The organism is Bradyrhizobium sp., assembly GCF_016219575.1.
In the GTDB taxonomy this organism is placed as follows: domain Bacteria; phylum Pseudomonadota; class Alphaproteobacteria; order Rhizobiales; family Xanthobacteraceae; genus Bradyrhizobium.
Genome location: NZ_JACRMG010000010.1, coordinates 1 through 19,906 on the forward strand (window position 1 = coordinate 1; position 19,906 = coordinate 19,906).

Annotated in this window: 15 protein-coding genes; 9 read left to right on the forward strand and 6 right to left on the reverse strand. The window is 63.7% G+C overall.

What is annotated here, in order from left to right; translation table 11 throughout:
• The first annotated feature begins 411 nt into the window (after positions 1-411).
• Positions 412-2,469: an NF038122 family metalloprotease gene (locus HZB49_RS11230; RefSeq protein WP_291611215.1), complete on the forward strand. Its 2,058-nt coding sequence runs from the start codon at positions 412-414 to the stop codon at positions 2,467-2,469.
• Positions 2,470-3,289: 820 nt separating this feature from the next.
• Here HZB49_RS11230 and HZB49_RS11235 read toward each other — a convergent pair.
• The 4 genes from HZB49_RS11235 to rpmB all read right to left on the reverse strand — a co-directional run bounded on the left by HZB49_RS11235 (position 3,290) and on the right by rpmB (position 7,832).
• Positions 3,290-4,582, reverse strand: coding sequence for a DUF2235 domain-containing protein (locus HZB49_RS11235; protein ID WP_291611217.1), 1,293 nt, complete (start codon positions 4,580-4,582; stop codon positions 3,290-3,292).
• Positions 4,583-5,001: 419 nt separating this feature from the next.
• The gene (locus HZB49_RS11240) at positions 5,002-6,468 is read right to left on the reverse strand and encodes a hypothetical protein (protein ID WP_291611219.1); all 1,467 of its coding nucleotides are present in this window, start codon (positions 6,466-6,468) and stop codon (positions 5,002-5,004) included.
• Between the two features lie 22 nt (positions 6,469-6,490).
• Positions 6,491-7,225, reverse strand: coding sequence for a nucleotide-binding protein (locus tag HZB49_RS11245; protein ID WP_291611221.1), 735 nt, complete (start codon positions 7,223-7,225; stop codon positions 6,491-6,493).
• Between the two features lie 301 nt (positions 7,226-7,526).
• Positions 7,527-7,832 carry a 50S ribosomal protein L28 gene (rpmB, locus tag HZB49_RS11250; protein ID WP_291611223.1) on the reverse strand — a complete coding sequence of 102 codons (306 nt, stop codon included), beginning with the start codon at positions 7,830-7,832 and terminating at the stop codon, positions 7,527-7,529.
• Between the two features lie 380 nt (positions 7,833-8,212).
• Here rpmB and HZB49_RS11255 point away from each other — a divergent pair, with 380 nt between their 5' ends.
• The 4 genes from HZB49_RS11255 to fdxA all read left to right on the forward strand — a co-directional run bounded on the left by HZB49_RS11255 (position 8,213) and on the right by fdxA (position 13,611).
• Positions 8,213-8,989 (forward strand): DUF3108 domain-containing protein, encoded by a 777-nt coding sequence (locus HZB49_RS11255; protein WP_291611476.1) that lies wholly within the window; start codon positions 8,213-8,215, stop codon positions 8,987-8,989.
• A gap of 400 nt (positions 8,990-9,389) precedes the next feature.
• On the forward strand, positions 9,390-12,791 hold the full coding sequence (locus tag HZB49_RS11260) for a helicase-related protein (protein ID WP_291611225.1): 3,402 nt from the start codon (positions 9,390-9,392) through the stop codon (positions 12,789-12,791).
• An 80-nt stretch (positions 12,792-12,871) separates the two neighbouring features.
• Positions 12,872-13,141: an RNA-binding S4 domain-containing protein gene (locus HZB49_RS11265; RefSeq protein ID WP_291611227.1), complete on the forward strand. Its 270-nt coding sequence runs from the start codon at positions 12,872-12,874 to the stop codon at positions 13,139-13,141.
• Between the two features lie 131 nt (positions 13,142-13,272).
• Positions 13,273-13,611, forward strand: a complete 339-nt coding sequence (gene fdxA, locus HZB49_RS11270) for a ferredoxin FdxA (protein ID WP_291611229.1) — start codon at positions 13,273-13,275, stop codon at positions 13,609-13,611.
• Between the two features lie 206 nt (positions 13,612-13,817).
• On the opposite strand, the gene HZB49_RS11275 is transcribed toward fdxA, so the two are convergent.
• Positions 13,818-14,114 carry a hypothetical protein gene (locus HZB49_RS11275; RefSeq protein ID WP_291611492.1) on the reverse strand — a complete coding sequence of 99 codons (297 nt, stop codon included), beginning with the start codon at positions 14,112-14,114 and terminating at the stop codon, positions 13,818-13,820.
• Here HZB49_RS11275 and HZB49_RS11280 point away from each other — a divergent pair.
• The 4 genes from HZB49_RS11280 to HZB49_RS11295 all read left to right on the forward strand — a co-directional run bounded on the left by HZB49_RS11280 (position 14,014) and on the right by HZB49_RS11295 (position 18,329).
• Positions 14,014-14,841: a CarD family transcriptional regulator gene (locus tag HZB49_RS11280; RefSeq protein ID WP_291611231.1), complete on the forward strand. Its 828-nt coding sequence runs from the start codon at positions 14,014-14,016 to the stop codon at positions 14,839-14,841. The genes HZB49_RS11275 and HZB49_RS11280 overlap by 101 nt on opposite strands.
• A 536-nt stretch (positions 14,842-15,377) precedes the next feature.
• Complete coding sequence (locus tag HZB49_RS11285) at positions 15,378-15,899, forward strand: Spy/CpxP family protein refolding chaperone (RefSeq protein WP_291611233.1); 522 nt, start codon at positions 15,378-15,380, stop codon at positions 15,897-15,899.
• Positions 15,900-15,939: 40 nt separating this feature from the next.
• Positions 15,940-16,656, forward strand: coding sequence for a GNAT family N-acetyltransferase (locus HZB49_RS11290; RefSeq protein WP_291611235.1), 717 nt, complete (start codon positions 15,940-15,942; stop codon positions 16,654-16,656).
• An 80-nt stretch (positions 16,657-16,736) separates the two neighbouring features.
• Positions 16,737-18,329 carry an FAD-binding oxidoreductase gene (locus HZB49_RS11295; RefSeq protein ID WP_291611236.1) on the forward strand — a complete coding sequence of 531 codons (1,593 nt, stop codon included), beginning with the start codon at positions 16,737-16,739 and terminating at the stop codon, positions 18,327-18,329.
• Positions 18,330-18,434: 105 nt separating this feature from the next.
• Here the strand turns inward: HZB49_RS11295 and HZB49_RS11300 are convergent, their stop codons facing one another.
• The gene (locus HZB49_RS11300) at positions 18,435-19,904 is read right to left on the reverse strand and encodes a M48 family metalloprotease (RefSeq protein WP_291611237.1); all 1,470 of its coding nucleotides are present in this window, start codon (positions 19,902-19,904) and stop codon (positions 18,435-18,437) included.
• Positions 19,905-19,906 lie beyond the last annotated feature (2 nt).

A 19,906-nucleotide genomic window follows, 5' to 3' on the forward strand; every position in this document is an offset into this window, starting at 1 on the left:
GCCCCCTTCGGCAATAGCACTTCCATAAAGCTCGGTTGTCCGGTCTGCTTCACTGCCATCGCGATCTCCCAAGGCCACGTCTCAGAGAATCACAATCGCCGAATTACGCAACAGGCCCCCTGTGGGAGAGGGTCGCTTCGCGTAAGCGAAGCGGGGTGAGGGGTCTCTATCCCCGGAGACAGACCCCTCATCCGTCGCGCATCTGTCGATGCGCGCCACCTTCTCCCACAAGGGGAGAAGGGAAGAGAAGTGCGGCATCTCGCCTTAACGTCGCGGTATGGTTAATCAATTCCTGCCTTTATTCATAAAGTTCCAATGACCTGAAATTAACCAGGTTCCGGCTAGCCTTTTCCCGGGCGATACGGCTGCAAGAATGCGGCCCTGGTTCGCCCGGGGGATGAAGAACTCATCATGACGTCCGCAGTCGCAGGGCTGTCCGCCAGCCAGATCGCAAGGCTGTCGCTGTCGGCGGTGTCGCGCTTCACCAGCGCCGACATCAAGTCGATGAGCGCATCGCAGGTTTCCGGCCTCACCGCCGCGCAGCTCAACCTGCTGTCGCCTTCGGCGATCAAGTCGTTCTCCGCCCAGCAGCTCAACGCAATCTCCTACAACACCTTCCTCGCGCTGACCGGCACGCAGACCTCGTTCCTCACCGCCAACCAGGTTTCCGGCCTGTCGCCGAACCAGGTCCGCGCCTTCACCGCGCAGCAGCTCAACGCGCTCGATTCCACCGACCTCAACGCGCTCAACGTCACCGCGCTGACGGCAAACCAGGTGCGCGGCCTCTCCACTGCCGCCATTGGCCGCTTCTCGGCGAGCCAGGCCGATGCGCTGATCTCGGCGAACAGGGGCGCGCTGACCTCGGCCCAGACCAAGGCGCTGACGGTGACCCAGCTCAACGGGCTCTCGCAGGCCGCGCTGCGTTCGCTGGATGCGAGCGCGCTGACCACCTCGCAGCTCGCGGGCCTCTCTGCGACGACCGTCGGCAATTTCTCCGTCGCGCAGTTCCGCTCCTTCTCCACCAGCCAGATCGGCGTCTTCACGGGATCGCAGACCGGCAACGTCGCCGCCACGGTGGTGAGCTCGCTTTCCAATCCGCAGGCGGCCGCACTTTCCGCCTCCGCGCTGTCGGGCCTGTCGCAGTCCGCCATCGGCGGTTTCTCCGCCGGCCAGATCAGGGCGCTCTCGGTCGATGCGCTCAACGGCCTCTCCACTGCGCAGATCGGCGGCTTTTCCACGGCGCAGACGCAGGCGCTCGGCGCGAGCCAGCTCAACGGGCTGAGCCAGGCCAACCTTTCGGCGCTCAAGGCAAACTCGTTCACCAGCAGCCAGCTCTCCGGACTCGGCACCGCGATCGCGAAACTCAGCGCCGCGCAATTCAACTCGCTGTCGCAGAGCCAGCTCTCCGGCCTGTCGACCGCCCAGGTCAGCGCCCTCAGCGCCGGCACGGTGAGCGGACTTGCCAACGCCACCCTGCAGAAATTCTCGGCCTCGCAGACCGCGACGCTGCTGGCCTATCAGGGCGCCAGCCTCTCTGTCGACCAGATCTCCTCCTTCAGCGCCCCGCAGCTCTCCACCACCACGCTGGTCGGCTCGGCGAACGGGCTGCAGTTCAATCTCTCCTGGGGCGCCAGCGTCGCGAACGCGCCGGCCGGTTTCAGGAACGCGGCGATTGCCGCGGCGGCGGGACTTTCGGCGGAGCTGTCCAACAAGGTCGTGATCAACATCCAGATGGGCTATGGCGAAGTCGGCGGCAGCGCGATCTCGCCGGGTGCGGCCGCCTCGAGCGGCACCTTCTCCGGCGCCGTGAGCTACGCCACCCTCACCAACGCGATCAAGAGCTACGCCGGCAATTCGACGGTGCAGGCGAAGGCCGCCGCGAGCCTTGCTGCCAATAACCCGACCTCCGGCAGCTTCGCGATCGCGCGCGCGGAAGCCAAGGCGCTCGGGCTTTCCGGTGCGAGCGCGCAGCTCGACGGCTATGTCGGCCTGTCCAGCGCGATCGCCTTCCAGTTCAACCAGAAGCCGGTGGCCGGCAAGTTCGACGCGATCGGCGCCTTCCAGCACGAGTTCACCGAGGTGATGGGTCGCGTCGGCTCGGTCGGCAACGCGTTCGGTAGCGGCGTCTATACCGCGCTCGACCTCTATCGCTACACCTCCACCAACAACGCCAATCCGCAGGCCGGCTCGCCGATCCGCGCGCTGAGCCAGCAGAGCGGCGACGTCGCCTACTTCTCGATCGACAACGGCCTCACCAATCTCGGCGGCTTCAACGCCTCCGACGGCACCGCCGGCGACTATGGCGACTGGAACGCCAGCATGGGTCCCGATCCGTTCGGCTTCTCCTATCCCGGCCTGATCGAGAAGATGTCGGGCAGCGACATCGTCACCATGGCGGCGATCGGCTGGAATCTGACCTCCACCGGCGTCACCCACGCCCGCGCCGCGCAGGCCTACGCGCTGGTGTGATGGTGCAATCACCCTCTCCCCTTGTGGGAGAGGGTCGCTTCGCGGAACGCGAAGCGGGGTGAGGGGTCTGTTTCCGCGGATTGAGTCTCTGCCGTAGCGTTCGTGTTTGCGGATAGAGACCCCTCATCCGTCGCGCATCTGTCGATGCGCGCCACCTTCTCCCACAAGGGGAGAGGGGAAGGAGAGACGCGGAAGCACTTTCATTTCTTTTTTCAGACAGCCTGCGCGACGACACGGCTTCACGTTCCCGCGGCGGGTTTTTTGCCCGGGGCTTGTTTCGTCGGCCCTCGCGAAGCGTGGAGGGCGCAGGGAAGGCCGGGTGCCGGCGGCACCCGCAGAACCGTGTGCGAAGAAGTGCTACAGAAATGCACACGGGTTTGACAGGTACAGCCGGGACAACCCGGCCTTCCCCGCGCAATGGGCTTACGGCTTATACGTACTCTCCCCGGGGAACGGCCTGTCTTGCCCCCGTTGCCGGCGGAGAAATCTCCCCGCCAACGTAGCGCCAGGGTCGCGGCGCCAGGACCACACGATTTCGCCGTACGCTGCGGCGTTTTCGTCAGGTGAAGAACACCCGACGCCGCAAGCGTCCATCGCAACCCGCACCCAAACGTACCGTGACGATCATGATCCGCCCCTACCGGGGCGCGGGGTGAGCGGGTTGTGGCACAGATTTCCGAAAAATGGAAATCACGAATTGTTACGGAAAATCGAAAACGGAGGGGTGGGTGGTGGTGGGAAACCGCGTAGCTCCGTAGGGCGGGTTAGCCGCAAGGCGTAACCCGCCGCCGGTCGGCGGATTACGCTACGCTAATCCGCCCTACGCATCTTGCTCCGGCGGCGGCGTCGGCAAGTCGAAGATCCTGTACGTCCGGGGCATGTTGACCGGCCGGTAGTCCTCGCGCGCTTCGATGCGCTTGAGCACGGATTCGTGGATCACGGCGCCTTCGGGGATGACGCGCGGCTCGCAGCAGGGGATGTAGAAGCCGAGCAGCGTTTTCCGCTCCGGCCATTCCTTGTACTTCGCAGCCTTCGGCACGCATTCGAGCAGGCGCCAGGCGAGGTTCATCGAGTTGTGCGCATCCGCCTTGTAGTCGGGCGCGACATACTGGAACGGGCTGCCCTTGCGCTGGCGGCCCCAGGCGAGCTGGTTGACGCGCTGGGTGTTGACGGTGAGGCCGGCCTTGACGGCCTCGCCGATCATCCAGATCAGCGGATATTTCGAGACCTGGCTCCGTGCCTCCGGATAGCCGCCGCCGATATCGGCATGCACGCCGGCGAACCACACCTGCAATATGTCCTGCGCCTCGCCCTTCTCCGGGTCCTTCCAGGGATTGCTCAGGTAAGTCTGCGGGTCGTCCCATCGCTTGAGGCGGAACATGCAGCGCCGCTCGTCGATCGAGATCGCCTGGCGGAAGATCTTCACGCTGGGGTTCGCAATGGTGAAGGCGAGCTCCTCCAGCGAGGGCAAATAGAAGCGGTCCGCGCGCGGCACGATCACGCTCGCCACCGTGTCCCACACGCCGGTGAAATGGATGGTGGGCGCGCGCGAGGAGGTGATGCGCGCGAACTGCGCGGCGTTGTCGAACTTGTTGACCGGCAGCGGCCCGTCGTCGTCGCCGGCGGCGCCGGCATCGGTGAGGACGCGCAGGTCGAGCCCCTGCGACGGCGTGTCGGAGGAGAACTGCTTGTAGGCGATCAGCCCGGAGCCGGCGAGATTGACCTGCTCCGGCGTGATCAGGCCAATTTTGTGGATCAGCCCCGCCAGCACCCGCACCGTATAGGCGCCGCGCGAGAATCCGAACAGATAGATGCGGTCGCCCTCCATCCAGTTGTCGACCAGGAATTCGTAGGCCGCGATCACGTTGTCGTCGAGCCCGTAGCCGGTGGCGAGCCCCAGGATGGCGTTGAAATCCTGCCGCAGCCTGTGCCAGACGTCCGGCCGCGACAGCGTGCCGACCCCGGGATCGTAATAGACGAGCTGGCGCGGCTGTGTCTTCGGCGTCTTGCGCAGGCAGCGATACAGCTTCAGCACATTGGAGATGTTCTCGCTGATCTCGTTGCCCGTGCCGTCGCACAGGATGACGATGTTGCGGCCGATGAAGTCGGTCATCTCTCCCCCCTTCTACCTGCTCGTCAGAGAGGGAGCCGCGAGCGACGAAGCAATCTCACTGCGGCACCCTCCCCCGGTGGGCTCAACCGGATATTGGCATGGTACCTGTAGTTGTATTTGAAGAAAACCGCCCCGCGCGGCATTATTGCCGCCTGTGCGAGCCGTTCCTTGTCTTTGCGTCGTCGATCAGATGCGCATTGTCGGCGCGGCGAGATCCAGTACTGCTGCCCAATCAGAGGTTAGTACCAGCCCGGTCCGTCCGCGTGGGCGCAAGCCGAGTAGCGAGCACCGTCGATATGATTGCGATCATGAGCACGAATAGCGTCACCGCAAAGCCTATAGCCGCGATGCTGGTGGGACCGCTATTGGCGTTCGGAGGAAGAGTTCACTCAAACAAATAGGAGAAGTCGACCACTAATCTAGATAACGTTCAAAGACTTCCAAAGCCCTCTATGAAGCATGATGCTCTCGCCCTCGTTAAATGACGAATGACGATTTCGATACTTGAAAGTGTAGTAGGTCGTTCCACCCCGTCTGTGCTGAATGTTTCCAAGCGCGCTGCAATTGAACAAGGCTTCCACAATCTCGTGAACGCGTTCGGCAGGTAGAGATTTGTTGGATGTCCCAGATGCGTCGATCAATTCGGCTAACTTGAAGTCTCGCTTCCTTAGCCGACCCAGCGCGCTTATCATGCGCGAGATTTCATCCGGAGTAGCGTAACCGCTAAGTTCATCTTGTATTTCGGGCAAGAAGTACTTTATCGAATAGTCGCGCAGACCTGATTTTATGGCACCAACGGACAGCCGCCCCACGCTCGAAAATTCTTGTATGTGAAACAGCAATCGTAGGAAATCACGCGGTGTGTGCCGTGTCATCTCCAGCAAGTACCGGCGTACGTCAGTATTGTCGATCTCAGTTGGAAAGAAAGTATCGAACAGGTCTGTTCTCACCTTCAAACTTCTAGATGCCCGAACGTTGGCAATCTCTATCAGCGCGGATTGTCTTGGTTCGCGAGGATCGTGATACCAATCCAACTCAACTGCGTGGTCTTGGCGAGTCTTGTTCTTATTGGCGCCCGGTATCCGCTCATAAAGGTCGGTTCGACAAAGCAGGATTATCTTCACGGGTACCCGATTGTTCTTGAAATCCAGGTTCAGCCGACCCACTTCGAAAATCAGAGCTGCAAGAGATTTGTACTGAACCTCGCGCGTTGTAAGGACGTCATCAAGTCCGTCGATCAAGAGATAATGCATGTTGTCGCCACGCACGCCTCTTACGAGGCCTTTCAAACTTTCCACGAAGTCTGGAATGTCAGAGGCGGGTTTGGTTTCGGAGCCAGACCATGAGAACTCCGCTAACTTGCCTGGCAAAGAAAGACGAAAATTGTTCTTTGCGCTCATACGGACAATTCCTCCAGGCTCCGCTGCTGGTGAAAGCCCCATTTCTCGAAATGCCTTTATTGAATCTTCGAAAGCGTTGCGATCGGTGAGGCGAATATCTTTGTCGCGAGCCATCGATTCAAGGACATAGATCAATATGATCCATGACCACGCCGTAGGAAATTTTGCTTCTGGCTCCGCATCTCCTCGAATGACTCTTGAGAAAGGTGTGAAAGGGAACTCGGCAAGAGAAAGTGACTTTACGAAATCCGATCTGCTTGAATGAGTCAGAGCAATTCGCTCGGCTATCGACGACTTTCCCGCTCCCTTGTAGCCGAGAAACAAGTATTTTGCTCCATGCAGCGCCTCTTCGCTCGATGCTTTAAAGTCGATATGACCTTCAAGCAGAAGGCCTGGGTCATTCGATCGCTCGGCCTCCGCACTTGAGTAGCCGAATGCGATGTCTCTAAAATTTAGCGGCTTGCTGTTGGAATCTCGCTGGGACATGCTGCTTCAACGGTGAGGCTGGTTAGTATTCGTGCGTTTGCTTAAACGTGATAGTATCTTTGCCTTCCAAAAGCGGCTCATAGCCCCACCATTTGGCGGCAGCTTGAATAAAGCGTCTAGCAGAGCCCGGAACCAAGCGAAGCTCTCGGTCCACATCTGCGTAGCGAATGACGCTTTGGTTCTGGCCGGAATTCCGTTCGCCCATCCACGATTGGATCAGAGCCTGACAGTCGACCGGATCGCTGCATAAAGGTTCGACAATTTCTTCTGCTTCGGTTCCGACTGCCTCGGTTGGCTGCAGGCGACCAGCCTTCAAGATCGCTTTTCGAATACGACTACACGCCGGACCGAGTGCGGCATTTAGATTGGCATCCTGCCGGTCGGGATCGTAGGTTGCTGGCGTTACGCCTACCAAATCGGTAGGAAGGTGCAGGTCGTCCAATCCTCTTGGTACGATTAGAAAGCATCGGTCGCTACCGAGGCGACCTATAAACAACCCTAACTCAAAAACAACGTTGTCGCGGATAGTGCGTTTTTCCGCGTCTCGGATAGTGGTGACATCATCAGGTGCGAGTACAAAAATTCCGAAATCACTCTCATCTAGTTGGTCAATCAGAGACGCAAGCGATCCGCGGGAAAGCTTGAAAACGTCTTGGGTCCAAACTGTGGATTCGACGCTATATTCGAGGGCTTCCTGTGTGGCATAAGCCAGCTCTAATTGTTCAACTGATGAGCCAATGAAAACTCTTGGTTTCACGTCGTCTCCCAACGGTTGGATTTGACGTTCAAAGTAATGCCGGCGGGGCATTACTGCAACCTAAGCGATTAGATGTTGTCGGGCGGCGGGTGTTGATCGGCTCCACGGGTTAGGAACTTAATCATTGAGCAAAGCCGACGATAGTGGGCGGCTGAGACCCATTGCTAGGATCGTCCGGCCCTGAGCAACAAAAAAACGGCCGGGTCGTTTCCGACCCGGCCGCTACAAACTCAACTCTGACGCCTAATCTCTCACGCCACTGGACGCTTACTCGCCCCAGTCAGCCCCAACCAAAATCCGCTCAGCTCGCCTGCTTCGCCGGCTGGTCGCCGAGCTTCTTCTCGATGGCGCGCTTCAGCTCCAGCGCCCGCGGCGACAGCGCGGTGGCGCGGGCCTTCAGCAGATACGCATCGAGGCCGCCATTGTGGTCGACGCTCTTCAGCGCATTGGTCGAAACGCGCAGGCGCACGTTGCGGCCGAGCGCGTCCGAGATGAAGGTGACATTGCACAAATTCGGCAGGAAACGCCGCTTGGTCTTGATGTTCGAGTGGCTCACCTTGTGGCCCACCTGCGGGGCCTTGGCCGTCAGTTCACAGCGCCGCGACATGATCGGAAAATCCTCTTCCATCCCCGCCCGTTACAGCGCGCGCGTCGCGCCCGCGGGGGTCCAAAATCTCGTCCATTTCCAGGAACGGGCGGACGTATAGGGGGCGGGGCACGCGGCGTCAAGGTTTTTGGCCGCGAAAATGCAGGGCAGGGAGGCGGTTTCCTTGGAATTTCAGGGCCTTAACCCACCATATAAACGGCGCAATCGGCGCCGACATGGAAGGGGTCCATATTTTAGAGAGTTGCCCGTCCGGTTTTGCTGCTTAGATGACCGTTAGCTCGCGCCCAGAACAGGACCCATCCTTGCCGATTCCGACCCGCGCCAAACTGCCGCGCCCGGCTGCCGCTTGGTGTGCGGCTGCCTGCGCGGCCGGGCTCCTGCTGCTGGCGCCGCCGGCGGCGGCGCAGGGCAAGCTCGAGGCGCATTACGAGGCCTCGCTCGCCGGGATTGCGGTCGGCCGGGGCACTTGGGGCATCGAGATCGGCGACGACTTCTATTCCGCCTCCGCGCAGGGCGCGACCGCGGGGCTCCTGAAGGCGTTCTCTAGCGGCACCGGCTCGGGTTCCGTGCAGGGCCGCGTCGTCAATGGCGCGCTGGTGCCGGGAAACTACACGGCAACCGTCAGCTCCAAGAAATCCGAGACCATCAATATCCTGCTCGGCGGCGGCAATGTGCGGGAGTTCTCCATCGTGCCGGAGCCGCCGGTCGATGCCGACCGCATCGTCGTCACAGACGCGCACAAGAAGGGCGTGGTCGATCCCATGACCAGCTCGCTGGTGCGCGTGCCCGCCAATGTCGAACTGTTGAGCCCCGAGGTCTGCCGCAGCGGCACATCCGTGTTCGACGGCAGGCTGCGCTACGACATCAAGCTCGATTTCAAGCGCATGGAAACGGTGAAGGCGGACAAGGGCTATCACGGCCCCGCCGTGGTCTGCTCCCTCTACTTCACGCCGGTTGCGGGCTACATCCCCGACCGGCCCGTGATCAAGCACCTCGCCAACGAGCGGCGCATGGAGGTCACACTGGTGCCGATCGCAGGCACGCGCATCCTGGTGCCGTTCCGTACCGTGATCCCGACGCCGTTCGGCCCCGCCGTGCTGGAGGCCACGCAGTTCAACACCACCGCGCTGCCGCCGCGGGTGGCGAAGACGCAGTGACATTCACCGTCATGGCCGGGCTTGACCCGGCCATCCACGCCTTTGGCTCAACAGCAAGGAAGACGTGGATGCCCGGGTCAAGCCCGGGCATGACGAGTAGTGAGAGCGGCGCTCAAGGAGCCCTGAATCCCCATTGACTCCCGCCCGGTTCTGATTCGACTCGGGCGCGCGCAAAATTTAAGGAATCGCCGCCCGAAAACACGCCTTGTTCGGCCCTCCCAAACTTGATCTAGTATCGCCACCTGCACCTCCACGCGAGATGTTGCGGTGAACGAAGCCGGAGCCAGCGGGAGTCAGCGATTCGGGCGCCTTTCGTTCCAGACTCGTTCGCAAGCCTTAAAAGCGCGGCGCCCGCCAGGTAGAAGGCGTCGCAAAGTGAGACAGAAACCCCTTACAACATATGGCCTTCTCTCCTTCTCACGCCTCGCTCAGTCATGAACGGGCGCCCGGCGCCGGCGTTACCGCCGTGCTGGGTCCGACCAATACCGGCAAGACGCATCTGGCCATCGAACGGATGCTCGGCCATTCCTCCGGGCTGATCGGATTGCCGCTGCGCCTGCTGGCGCGCGAGGTCTACAACAAGATCGCAGCCCGCGTCGGCAGCGACGCCGTCGCGCTGATCACGGGCGAGGAGAAGATCAAGCCGAAATCGCCGCGCTTCTGGGTGTCGACCGTGGAGGCGATGCCGCGCGATATCGACGTGTCGTTCCTCGCCGTCGACGAAGTCCAGATCGCCGCCGATCTCGAGCGCGGCCATGTCTTCACCGACCGCATCCTCAACCGGCGCGGGCGCGACGAGACGCTGTTGCTCGGTGCCGCCACCATGCGGCCGATCATCGAAAAGCTGCTGCCCGGCGCGTCCATCGTCACGCGGCCGCGGCTCTCGACGCTGGAATTCGCCGGCGACCGCAAGATCACGCGGCAGCCGCGGCGCACCGCCATCGTCGCGTTCTCGTCGGACGAAGTCTACGCGATCGCCGAGCTGATCCGCCGGCAGCATGGCGGCGCGGCCGTGGTGCTGGGCTCGCTGTCGCCCCGCACGCGCAATGCGCAAGTGGAGATGTTCCAGAACGGCGACGTCGATTATCTCGTCGCCACCGACGCGGTCGGCATGGGGCTCAATCTCGATGTCGATCACGTCGCCTTTGCCAGCGACCGCAAATATGACGGCTACCAGTTCCGCCGGCTGACGCCGGCCGAGTTCGCGCAGATCGCCGGACGCGCAGGACGCGCGACGCGCAACGGCACGTTTGGGACAACAGGGCGCTGCGCGCCGTTCGAGCCGGAACTGGTCAACGCACTGCAGAACCATTCCTTCGACAGCGTGAAGACGCTGCAATGGCGCAATGCGCGGCTGGATTTCTCCTCGCTCGGTTCGCTGCAGGTGTCGCTGGCGCTGCCGCCCAATCACGAGGCACTGACGCGGGCGCCGATCGCCGAGGACATGCGCGTGCTCGACCATGCCGCGCGCGACGGCGAGGTGCGCGATCTCGCGCATGGCGCCGCCGCCGTCGAGCGGCTATGGGACGCCTGCGCCATTCCCGATTACCGCAAGATATCGCCGGCCGCGCATGCCGAGCTCGTGACCACGATCTTCGGCGACCTGATGCGGAAAGGCCGCATTCCCGACGCCTGGTATGCCGCCCAGGTCGACCAGGCCGACCGCACCGACGGCGATATCGACACGCTGTCGGGCCGGATCGCGCAGATCCGCACCTGGACTTTCGTGGCTAACCGGCCGGACTGGCTGGCCGACCCCGAGCACTGGCAGGGCGTGACGCGGGAGATCGAAAATAAATTGTCAGATGCGCTGCATGAACGGCTTACGGAGCGTTTCGTTGACCGCCGTACCAGTGTATTGATGCGCCGCCTGCGGGAGAATACGGGTTTGAATACTGAGATCGGCAAGACCGGCGAAGTGATCGTCGAGGGCCACACCATCGGCCGCCTCGACGGCTTTACTTTTGCGCCTGACGCGGCGGAAGCAGGTTCCGACGCCAAGGCCTTGCAGGCGGCTGCGCAGCAGGTGCTGGCGCGCGAGATCGATGCGCGGGCCGAGAAGCTGGCGGCGGCCGCCGACGACCAGTTCATCCTGACCTCCGACGGCACCATCCGCTGGACCGGCGACGCCGTGGCCAAGCTGGTGGCGGCCGACGATGCGCTGCATCCGCGCATCCGCATCGTCTCCGACGAGCGGCTGACCGGCGCGCCGCGCGAGGCCGTGCAGACCCGGCTCGATCTCTGGCTGAAGACGCATATCGAAAAGCTGCTCGGGCCGCTGTTTGCGTTGTCGAAGGCGGAGGACGTCACCGGCATTGCGCGCGGCATCGCGTTCCAGCTGGTGGAGGCGCTCGGCGTGCTCGAGCGCAACAGGATTTCGGCCGAGATGAAGGATCTCGACCAGCCCTCGCGCGCGCTGTTGCGCAAATACGGCGTGCGCTTCGGCGCCTATCACATCTATTTCCCGGGGCTGCTGAAGCCCGCGGCGCGCTCGCTGGCCTCGCTGCTGTGGGCGGAGAAGCAGAGCAATGTCGATCTCTCCGCGCTGTCGGGTGCGCAGCATCTGGCAAGCTCGGGACGTACCTCGTTCCCGGTCGACAAGACCCTGCCGCGCGATGCCTATCGCATGCTCGGCTATCGCCAGTGCGGCGAGCGCGCGGTGCGCGTCGACATCCTGGAGCGGCTGGCGGACCTGATCCGCCCGGCGCTGGCCTGGAAGGAAACTTCCCCGGGCGAAAAGCCCGCCGGTGCGTTCGACGGCCGCGGTTTCGTGGTGACGCAGGCGATGACTTCGCTGACGGGTTCCGCCGGCGAAGACTTCGCCTCGATCCTGCGCGCGCTCGGCTACCGCATGGACCGCCGCCCGCCGCTCGCGGAAAAGCCGGCCGAGAAGGTGGAGACGGTGTCCGCCGAGACGCCGCCGGTGGAAGCCGCGGCGGAAGTCGAGGCATCTCCCTCGGCCGCGCTGCTGCCGGAACTCAACATGGGCGCTGCCGCCAACGACAATGCGGTGGCTCCGCCTGCGGCCGAGCCCGCGCCGGCGGAAGCCGAGGCGCCAGTTGCGCCCGAGCCCGCGCCAGTCGTGGAAGCGTCTGCTGCTGAAGCTGCGCCGGAACCTGTCGCCGCTGAAGCGACTGCCGAGACGGCGTCGACGGAGGCTGCCGCCAGCGAAAGCGTTCCGGCGGAAACTGCGGCTGAAGTTCCCGCCGGCGAAGCGGCGCCCGCAGAGGCCGCCGTTGCAGAAACTCCCTCCGCTGAAGCCGTTGCTGCCGCACCCGAGGCCGCCGCCGAGCCTGTGCTGGTCGAAGTCTGGCGCCCCGGCGGCCGTCACGAGGAGCGCCGCCCGCGTCAAGAGCGCCACCGTCCCCGCCACCGCGATCAGCGCAAGGCCGATGGCGCGCAGGCCGCCACGGGCGATGCCGCCGCCCAGCCGGCCGATGGCGAAAAACCTGCCGAGCATCGCGGCCGCCGCGACCGTCACCGCGATTTCAGGAAGCCGCGCGAAGGCGGTGAGGGCGCGCCGCGCCAGGATGGACGTGAAGGCAAGCGCGAGGAACGCGGCGAGCGCTTTGAAGGCAAGGGTAAGGGCAAGGACGAGCGGCGCGACAAGTTCGAGCGCAAGGACCGGCCCGAGCGCGGCGGCCGCGACCGCGACAAGGGCGGACGCCGCGACCGCGAGTCCGGCCCCTCGCATCGCCAATATGCGACATCGGCCAATCCACGCGACAATCGCGCGGCCGATCCGAACTCGCCCTTTGCCAAGCTCGCGGCGCTCAAGGAGCAGCTCGCGCGTAAGGACTAACATAGCGTTTTCAAGCGAAGTGGCGCCGGTTCGCGTCAAGAAAACGCGTCAAACAAAAGCGCGTCGCGCAGAGATCGCGATTGGACAGACAGCGTCTCGACAAATGGCTGTGGCATGCGCGGGTGGTCAAGGCCCGCACCAGTGCCGCAGCGCTGGTCGAGAGCGGCCATGTCCGCATCAACGGCGTGCGCGAGAAATCGCCGGGCCATGCGGTGAAGCCGGGCGACGTCATCACCATCGCGCTCGATCGCGGCGTGCGCCTGATGAAGGTGGTCGGCTTCTCCGAGCGGCGCGGCGATGCGACCGCGGCGCGCGCGCTGTACGAGGATTTGCAAGCCGGTCCGAAGTAGCTATCTGAGATGGGCAGGGATGCGCGAAACGGGCCGATTTCGCACCCCCGCTTCCCTTGCGGCAGCGCACGTCCTGCGCTACGCAACCCCGGGAAAACTGCCATCAAAACAAGACCGTTCCGGAGCCTTGGATGACTTACGTCGTCACTGAAGCCTGCATCAAGTGCAAGTACACCGATTGCGTCGAGGTCTGCCCCGTCGATTGTTTCTACGAGGGCGAGAACATGCTGGTGATCCATCCGGACGAATGCATCGACTGCGGCGTGTGCGAGCCGGAATGCCCGGCCGACGCCATCAAGCCCGACACCGAGCCGGGGCTGGAGAAGTGGCTCGAGGTCAACGCCGAATACGCCAAGAGCTGGCCGAACATCACCCAGAAGAAGGACCAGCCTGCCGACGCGAAGGAATTCGAGGGCATGGAAGGCAAATTCGAGAAATATTTTTCTCCGGGCCCCGGCACCGGCGACTGATTCGCGGGTTGCCCCAAATCCCCAGGTAGGTCCGAATCGGCCCTAATAAAAGGGGTCCGCTTAACCCTAATTCCGTAACAGAGTGTCAAAACCGCCCCGGATGCGCCCGGAATCGGGCGTAAATCATTGATTTTTGCGGAAAATGTGCTATATTGGGCACATTCAAGCCGAACCCGTCAGCCCCGCTTGGCCCCTATGGGTTCCCGTCAAAAACCTTGCAACAGGGGCGTGGCAGTTTCCCGCGCGCAGGCTGTGTCACAGAAAACGCGTAAACAGAGTGCTTCCAAGACCACCAAGAAAGCCGCTGCGGCGAGCCGCAGCGCATCCAAGGGCCGTGCCAAGGCGTCCGTGAAGGAGCCGAAAAAGGCCGCGGCTGCGAAGTCCTCCAATAAAAGAAGTGCAATGCCATCCAAGAATGCCAAGACTGTCGCGAAAGCGGCTGGTTCGAAGTCGTCTGCTTCGAAGGCGCCTACCGCTAAAGTTGCCGCGAAAACTGTCGCCAAGACCCCTGCTGTGAAGCCTGCCGCTGCCGCCGCGAAGCCGGTTGCCGCCGCCCCCAAGGCTGTCCTTCCGAAGGCTGCCGCGAAGCCGGCGGTTCCGCCGCGCGTGGAAGAGAAGAAGCCGCTGACCCAGCGCCAGGGCTTCAAGACCAACGAATTCGTGGTCTATCCGGCGCATGGCGTCGGCCAGATCCTCGCCATCGAGGAGCAGGAGATCGCGGGCGCCCGGCTCGAGCTGTTCGTCATCAACTTCATCAAGGACAAGATGACGCTGCGCGTGCCGACCGCCAAGGTCGCCAATGTCGGCATGCGCAAGCTGTCCGATCCCGCGCTGGTCAAGAAGGCGCTGGAGACGCTGAAGGGCCGTGCCCGGGTCAAGCGCACCATGTGGTCGCGCCGCGCCCAGGAATACGAAGCCAAGATCAATTCCGGTGACATCGTCGCGATCGCGGAAGTCGTGCGCGACCTCTACCGTTCCGAATCGCAGCCCGAGCAGTCCTACAGCGAACGCCAGCTCTATGAAGCGGCGCTCGATCGCCTGTCCCGCGAGATCGCGGTGGTTCAGCACTCGACCGAGACCGAAGCGGTCAAGGAAATCGAGAGCCAGCTCGCCAAGAGCCCGCGCCGCGGCGCCAAGACCGAAGCCGAAGGTTCCGCCGAGGGCGATGCCGACGGCGAGGATCTCGACGCGGAGGGTGACGATGCCGCCGTCGAGGACGAGGCAGCCTGAAAGAATGGCGAAAGCAATACCTGAAACGAAAAGCCCGGCAGTGATGCCGGGCTTTTTGTTTGCCCTGTGGGAGCCTGCAGCCCGGCAGGGCATCTGCGATTCAATCAGCCGGAACACCAGTGTCCCCCGCGGAACCGGCGCATCCCACCTTCCATGGGGAACGCCGGGCAACGGGCAGCATCATCGGACCGGCAGCCCAGCCGCCCTGTCCTCCAGCTTCAGCCCAGTACGAAAACTGCGCACGCGCCAAGCACGGATGTGCAAAGCCAGGCGACAGATGCCGTGAACCAGATGTCGTCGCTGCGTTCCATGGCAGAGGTCCCCTTCTGCCTTTGAATGGCTGCATTGGAGCACCGGGGCGAAAGGGCCCTTTGACACATATCAACATCGCATCGCCAACCCGGATCGGTATGCCGCGGGCGCCGCCGATCGGAAAGGACGGCGAGATCGGCTGCCTCGACCGGCTTGACCCAGATCAGAACGCCACGGTTTGCGCCGGCATAGCCTGCTGCGCTCAACCTCAAGGAGGCGTCGCGATGCGAAATCAAGCAAAGTCCGTGATTGCAGCTCTACTGATGGCGACAGCATCCGGCTCGATCGCAGCCGCCCAACCCGGTCCCGGCGGGCCCGGAGGGGGACCGGGCATGATGGGACCCGGCATGATGATGGGCCCGGGAATGATGGGAGGGCGCGGCTTCGGCTTCTTCTGCAACCCGCGCATGGCCGGATTTGCCGAATGGCGCATTTCCCAGTTCCAGGACACCCTCAAGCCGACTGACGCGCAGAAAAGCCTGCTCAACGATCTCAAGACCGCGTCGGCGAAAGCGGCGGAAATCATCACCAAGGATTGCCCGGCCACGCCGCCTTCCAAGCCGACCGAGCGGCTGGCACTGGCCGAAAAGCGGCTCGAGGCGATGCAGCAGGCGATCAAGACCGTGCGGCCCGCCTTCCAGGCATTCTACGACGCGCTCGACGACAAGCAGAAGGCGATGCTCGAGGCGGCAGGCCCGCGCAGGTGGGGATGGCGCCACTGGCGCTGGCCCTGGAGCGACGAATGAAGAATACTGAGTAGGCCCGGCGGCGACGCCGGGCTGTTGCTTGCAGGCGACTCGCCCGCGCAGGCCGACGATTGCTCCATTTTTCGCTGACAGATCTCTGGCCGCCATGGATAAGATCTCACGCGAGTTCTCGCCAAGCGACGAACAACTCGTCTACCGGCCTGCGGTGCCGGACGACAACCGCGCGATTGCCGACCTGATCTGCCAGGCCGGAGGCGGTCTCTACGAGTTTCTCTTCGACGACCTGATTCCATTCGTCACTGCCTCCGATATCGTCGCTGCGGGCGTGGGCATGAGCGGCGGTCCGCTGTCTTACGAGAACTGCCTGGTCGCGAGCAGCGCATCGGCCGGGATAGTGGGGGTGGCGAACTTCTTCCCGGCCGACTCGCTCGCGGAAGAAACCTTTCTTTCCCTGGTGTCGGACCGGTTCGATCACATCGGACCGATGCTGCGGTTGCGCGACCGGGGCAGCATGTTCCTCAATGCCATTGCCGTTGCCGGCAACTATCGCGGCAACGGTGTCGGGACGCATTTGATCGCCCTGACCGAGGCTGCGAGCCAGGAAGCCGGATTATCCCGCCTGAGCCTGCACGTGTGGGTCGACAATGTCGCGGCGATCCGGCTGTACAAGCGTCACGGATTTGTCGAGGTCGGGATCGCCGAGCTGGCTGTCGCTCCCAGGCTGCCGCACCGGGGCGGCAGTCTGCTGATGCGCAAGATATTGCCGACGCCCTCTCGCCGCATCGCCGTCGCGTGAGCGGAACGCGTTCCGCTTCCGGCCTGTCGCGATAGCCGCTACCATCGCGCCCGGTGCAGGGTTCATCGGGGGATCCGACGATGAGGCGGCAGAAGAAATTCTATGCGTGGGGCTACGCCGACGAAGATCTGACGCCGGAGGAGATCAAGCCCTGGGAAGCGGGCATCGCTCGGCGATACGGGGTGTCCGGCTTCGACGTCACGCCGCCGCCGAAGGCGGACCAGATTTCGCTACGCGCATCGCGCGTCGCCGTGCCCGCGGCGCTGCAATCGATCGTTCGCACCGACCAGCTCACCCGGCTGGAGCATTCCTACGGCAAGGCGTGGTTCGACACCTGCCGGATGTTCATGCGCTCCGTTCCCAATCCGCCCGACGCGGTCGCCTTCCCCGAAAGCGAAGAGGACATCGTCCGCGTCCTCGACTGGTGCGACCAGACCGGTGCCAAGGCCATCCCCTATGGCGGCGGCTCGTCGGTGGTGAAGGGCATCGAACCCTCTGCTGCCTTCGAGAAGGTCGTGACGATTTCCATGCGTCACATGGACAAGGTGCTGGAAGTCGATCCCGTCAGCCAGGCCGCGCGCATCCAGGGCGGGGTATACGGGCCGCACATCGAGGAACAATTGCGCGATACGCCGTTCACGATGCGTCATTACATGCAGGCTTACCGCTGCTCCACGCTGGGCGGCTGGATTGCGACCCGCTCGGGCGGCCATTACGCGACACTCTACACCCACATCGACGATTTCGTCGAAAGCACGCGCGTCGTGACGCCGGTCGGTACGCTGGAGACGCGCCGTCTGCCGGGCTCCGGTGCCGGCCCCAGCCCCGACCGCATGTTCATCGGCTCGGAGGGCATTCTGGGCATCATCACCGAAGCCTGGATGCGGCTGCGCAAGAAGCCGGGTTTTCGCGCGGCAACCAGCGTGCGCTTCCGGGATTTCTATGCCGGCGCCGATGCCGTGCGCGGCATTACCCAGGCCGGCCTCTATCCCGCCAACTGCCGGCTGCTGGAAGCGCGCGAGGCGCTGCCCGACATCCCCTGGGAGAATGAAGAGGCGGTGTTGATGCTGACCTTCGAGTCATCAGATCATCCGCTCGATGCCTGGATGGCCCGCGCGCTCGAGATCTGCCGTGACTGCGGCGGTGTGCCGGATGCGGCTGCGCTGGAGGACGAGAACTCGCACCGCTCGGGCGCTGCCGGCGCCTGGCGCAACAAGTTCATCCGCGCACCCCATTACAGCGAGCACGCCGTGGCGCGCGGCATCCTGTCATCGACGTTCGAGACATCGATGACGTGGGAACGCTTCCGCGACTTCCACGGCAAGATCACGAAAATCACCCACGACACCATCAAGCGGGTGACCGGGCGCGAAGGCACCGTCACCTGCCGTTTCACGCATGTCTATCCCGACGGCCCATGCCTGTATTTCACGTTCGGAGGCCTGCTCGACAAGCGGATCATGCTCGACCAGTTCATGGAGGTGCTGTCGACCTGCACGGCTGCGACCGTGGAGCATGGCGGCACCACCACCCACCACCACGCCGTCGGCCGCTTCCACCGGCCGTTCTACGACAGGCAACGGCCCGAGCTGTTCGCCCGAGCGCTGCGCGGCGCCAAGCGCGAGCTCGATCCGAAGGGGATGTTGAATCCGGGTGTGCTGATCGATCCGTGAGGCGTGTGTCAGAACGTAGGATGGGTAGAGCGAAGCGAAACCCATCACTTGGCGGCGCGGATGGAAGTCGATGGGTTTCGCTTCGCTCTACCCATCCTACGAAGATCAATCCACCACGATCTTCACCTTGTCGCGCACCTTGACCTGCGCGTGGGCATCGAGGCCGTTGAGGATGCGGAAGCGCTCGGTCGGGCGATCGACGCCGCTCATGCGGTGGGCGAGCGACTCCACGGTGTCGCCGGGCTGCACGGTGATGACCTTGATGCGCAGGGGACGCGCGGCCTGGATTTCCTCCAGGGTCAGGCGGCGGAAGGAGTTGACGGTCTCGCGCGCGTTACGCTCGCTCTCCGTCGATTTCTGCCGCGAGGCGAAGATGAAGCGGTAGACGTCGGCGCCGAAGCGCAGCACATAGACCTTGAAGTGCCACTGGTCGCCATGAGCGGTGGCCGACGCCGCGGGGAAGCCGTTGAGCGTCAGTTCCTCGGTCGAGGCCTTGTCGACATTCTCCATCCAGCCGGAAACGAGATAGGCGGAAAGCGATTGTTCCGCCGGCACGCGCACCACGTCGAAGCGCATCGCCTGCGTGCCGCCCTCGCGCACGCCGATCACCGCCTGTGCGGTGTTGTCGAGCGTGAAGGTCTCGGGCGCGGCGAAGGTGAAGCCGAGCTTCGGATGCAGGAAGCGGCGGCCGCGCACGAAACCCTCGCTGGGGTCCTCGCCATAGACGATGTTGTCGATCGCCGAGAGATAGGCTTCGCGGTCGCGCTCGCCGCCCTGCGGCGAGGTGTATTGCCGGGCGCTGGCCCGCGCGTTCTGCACGCGCTCGGGCGTTGCCGGATGCGACGACAGGAAGTCCTGCGCGCGCGGATCGAGCGAGGTCTTGCCGGCCTTCAGCGCGGCATTGCGCTCCATCGCGGACAGGAAGCGCGAGGCGCCATAGGGATCGAACTGCGCGCGGGCGGAAATGCCGACGCCGATGCCGTCGGCCTCGAATTCCTGGGCGCGCGAGAAGCTCGCCATCGTCAGCTTCGTCTTGGCGAGCGCCAGCGCCGTGAGATCGGGATCGTTGCTCATGTCGGTGACGACGCGCGTCACCACCGCCGCCTGCCGCGCCTGGTCCTCGCGGATCGCCGCATGCTTGGCCAGCACATGCGCCATCTCGTGGCTGAGCACGGAAGACAGTTCGGACGTGTCGCTCGCCAGCGCGACGAGGCCGCGCGTGACATAGAGCTGGCCGGTCGGCAGCGCGAAGGCATTGACCGCGCCGGAATTGAGGATGGTGACGCGATAGGCCTGTTCGGGGCGGTCGGAAGCCGCCACCAGCCGGTCCACCGTCTTGCCGATCAGCGCCTCGAGCCTCGGGTCGTCATAGACGCCGCCATAGGAGGCGAGGATGCGCTCGTGCTCGCGCTCGGAGGCCGGCGTCTGCGCCACGGTGCGGTTGGGCTTCGACGGTGTCCCCGACAGCGTCGGCCCCGGGGTCGAAAAACGGCTCATGTCGCCGCACGCCGACAGGCCGACCGCGGCGCACACCAGCGCGGACGCCGCCCAAAGGCTGCGGCCTTTTCGTCCCATTT

What these genes read in the sequence shown, in the direction of transcription:
- HZB49_RS11230 (WP_291611215.1), top strand. Translation starts at nt 412, where the DNA reads ATGACGTCCGCAGTCGCAGGGCTGTCCGCCAGCCAGATCGCAAGGCTG.
- HZB49_RS11235 (WP_291611217.1), bottom strand. Translation starts at nt 4,582, where the DNA reads ATGACCGACTTCATCGGCCGCAACATCGTCATCCTGTGCGACGGCACG.
- HZB49_RS11240 (WP_291611219.1), bottom strand. Translation starts at nt 6,468, where the DNA reads ATGTCCCAGCGAGATTCCAACAGCAAGCCGCTAAATTTTAGAGACATC.
- rpmB (WP_291611223.1), bottom strand. Translation starts at nt 7,832, where the DNA reads ATGTCGCGGCGCTGTGAACTGACGGCCAAGGCCCCGCAGGTGGGCCAC.
- HZB49_RS11260 (WP_291611225.1), top strand. Translation starts at nt 9,390, where the DNA reads ATGGCCTTCTCTCCTTCTCACGCCTCGCTCAGTCATGAACGGGCGCCC.
- fdxA (WP_291611229.1), top strand. Translation starts at nt 13,273, where the DNA reads ATGACTTACGTCGTCACTGAAGCCTGCATCAAGTGCAAGTACACCGAT.
- HZB49_RS11280 (WP_291611231.1), top strand. Translation starts at nt 14,014, where the DNA reads ATGCCATCCAAGAATGCCAAGACTGTCGCGAAAGCGGCTGGTTCGAAG.
- HZB49_RS11285 (WP_291611233.1), top strand. Translation starts at nt 15,378, where the DNA reads ATGCGAAATCAAGCAAAGTCCGTGATTGCAGCTCTACTGATGGCGACA.
- HZB49_RS11295 (WP_291611236.1), top strand. Translation starts at nt 16,737, where the DNA reads ATGAGGCGGCAGAAGAAATTCTATGCGTGGGGCTACGCCGACGAAGAT.
- HZB49_RS11300 (WP_291611237.1), bottom strand. Translation starts at nt 19,904, where the DNA reads ATGGGACGAAAAGGCCGCAGCCTTTGGGCGGCGTCCGCGCTGGTGTGC.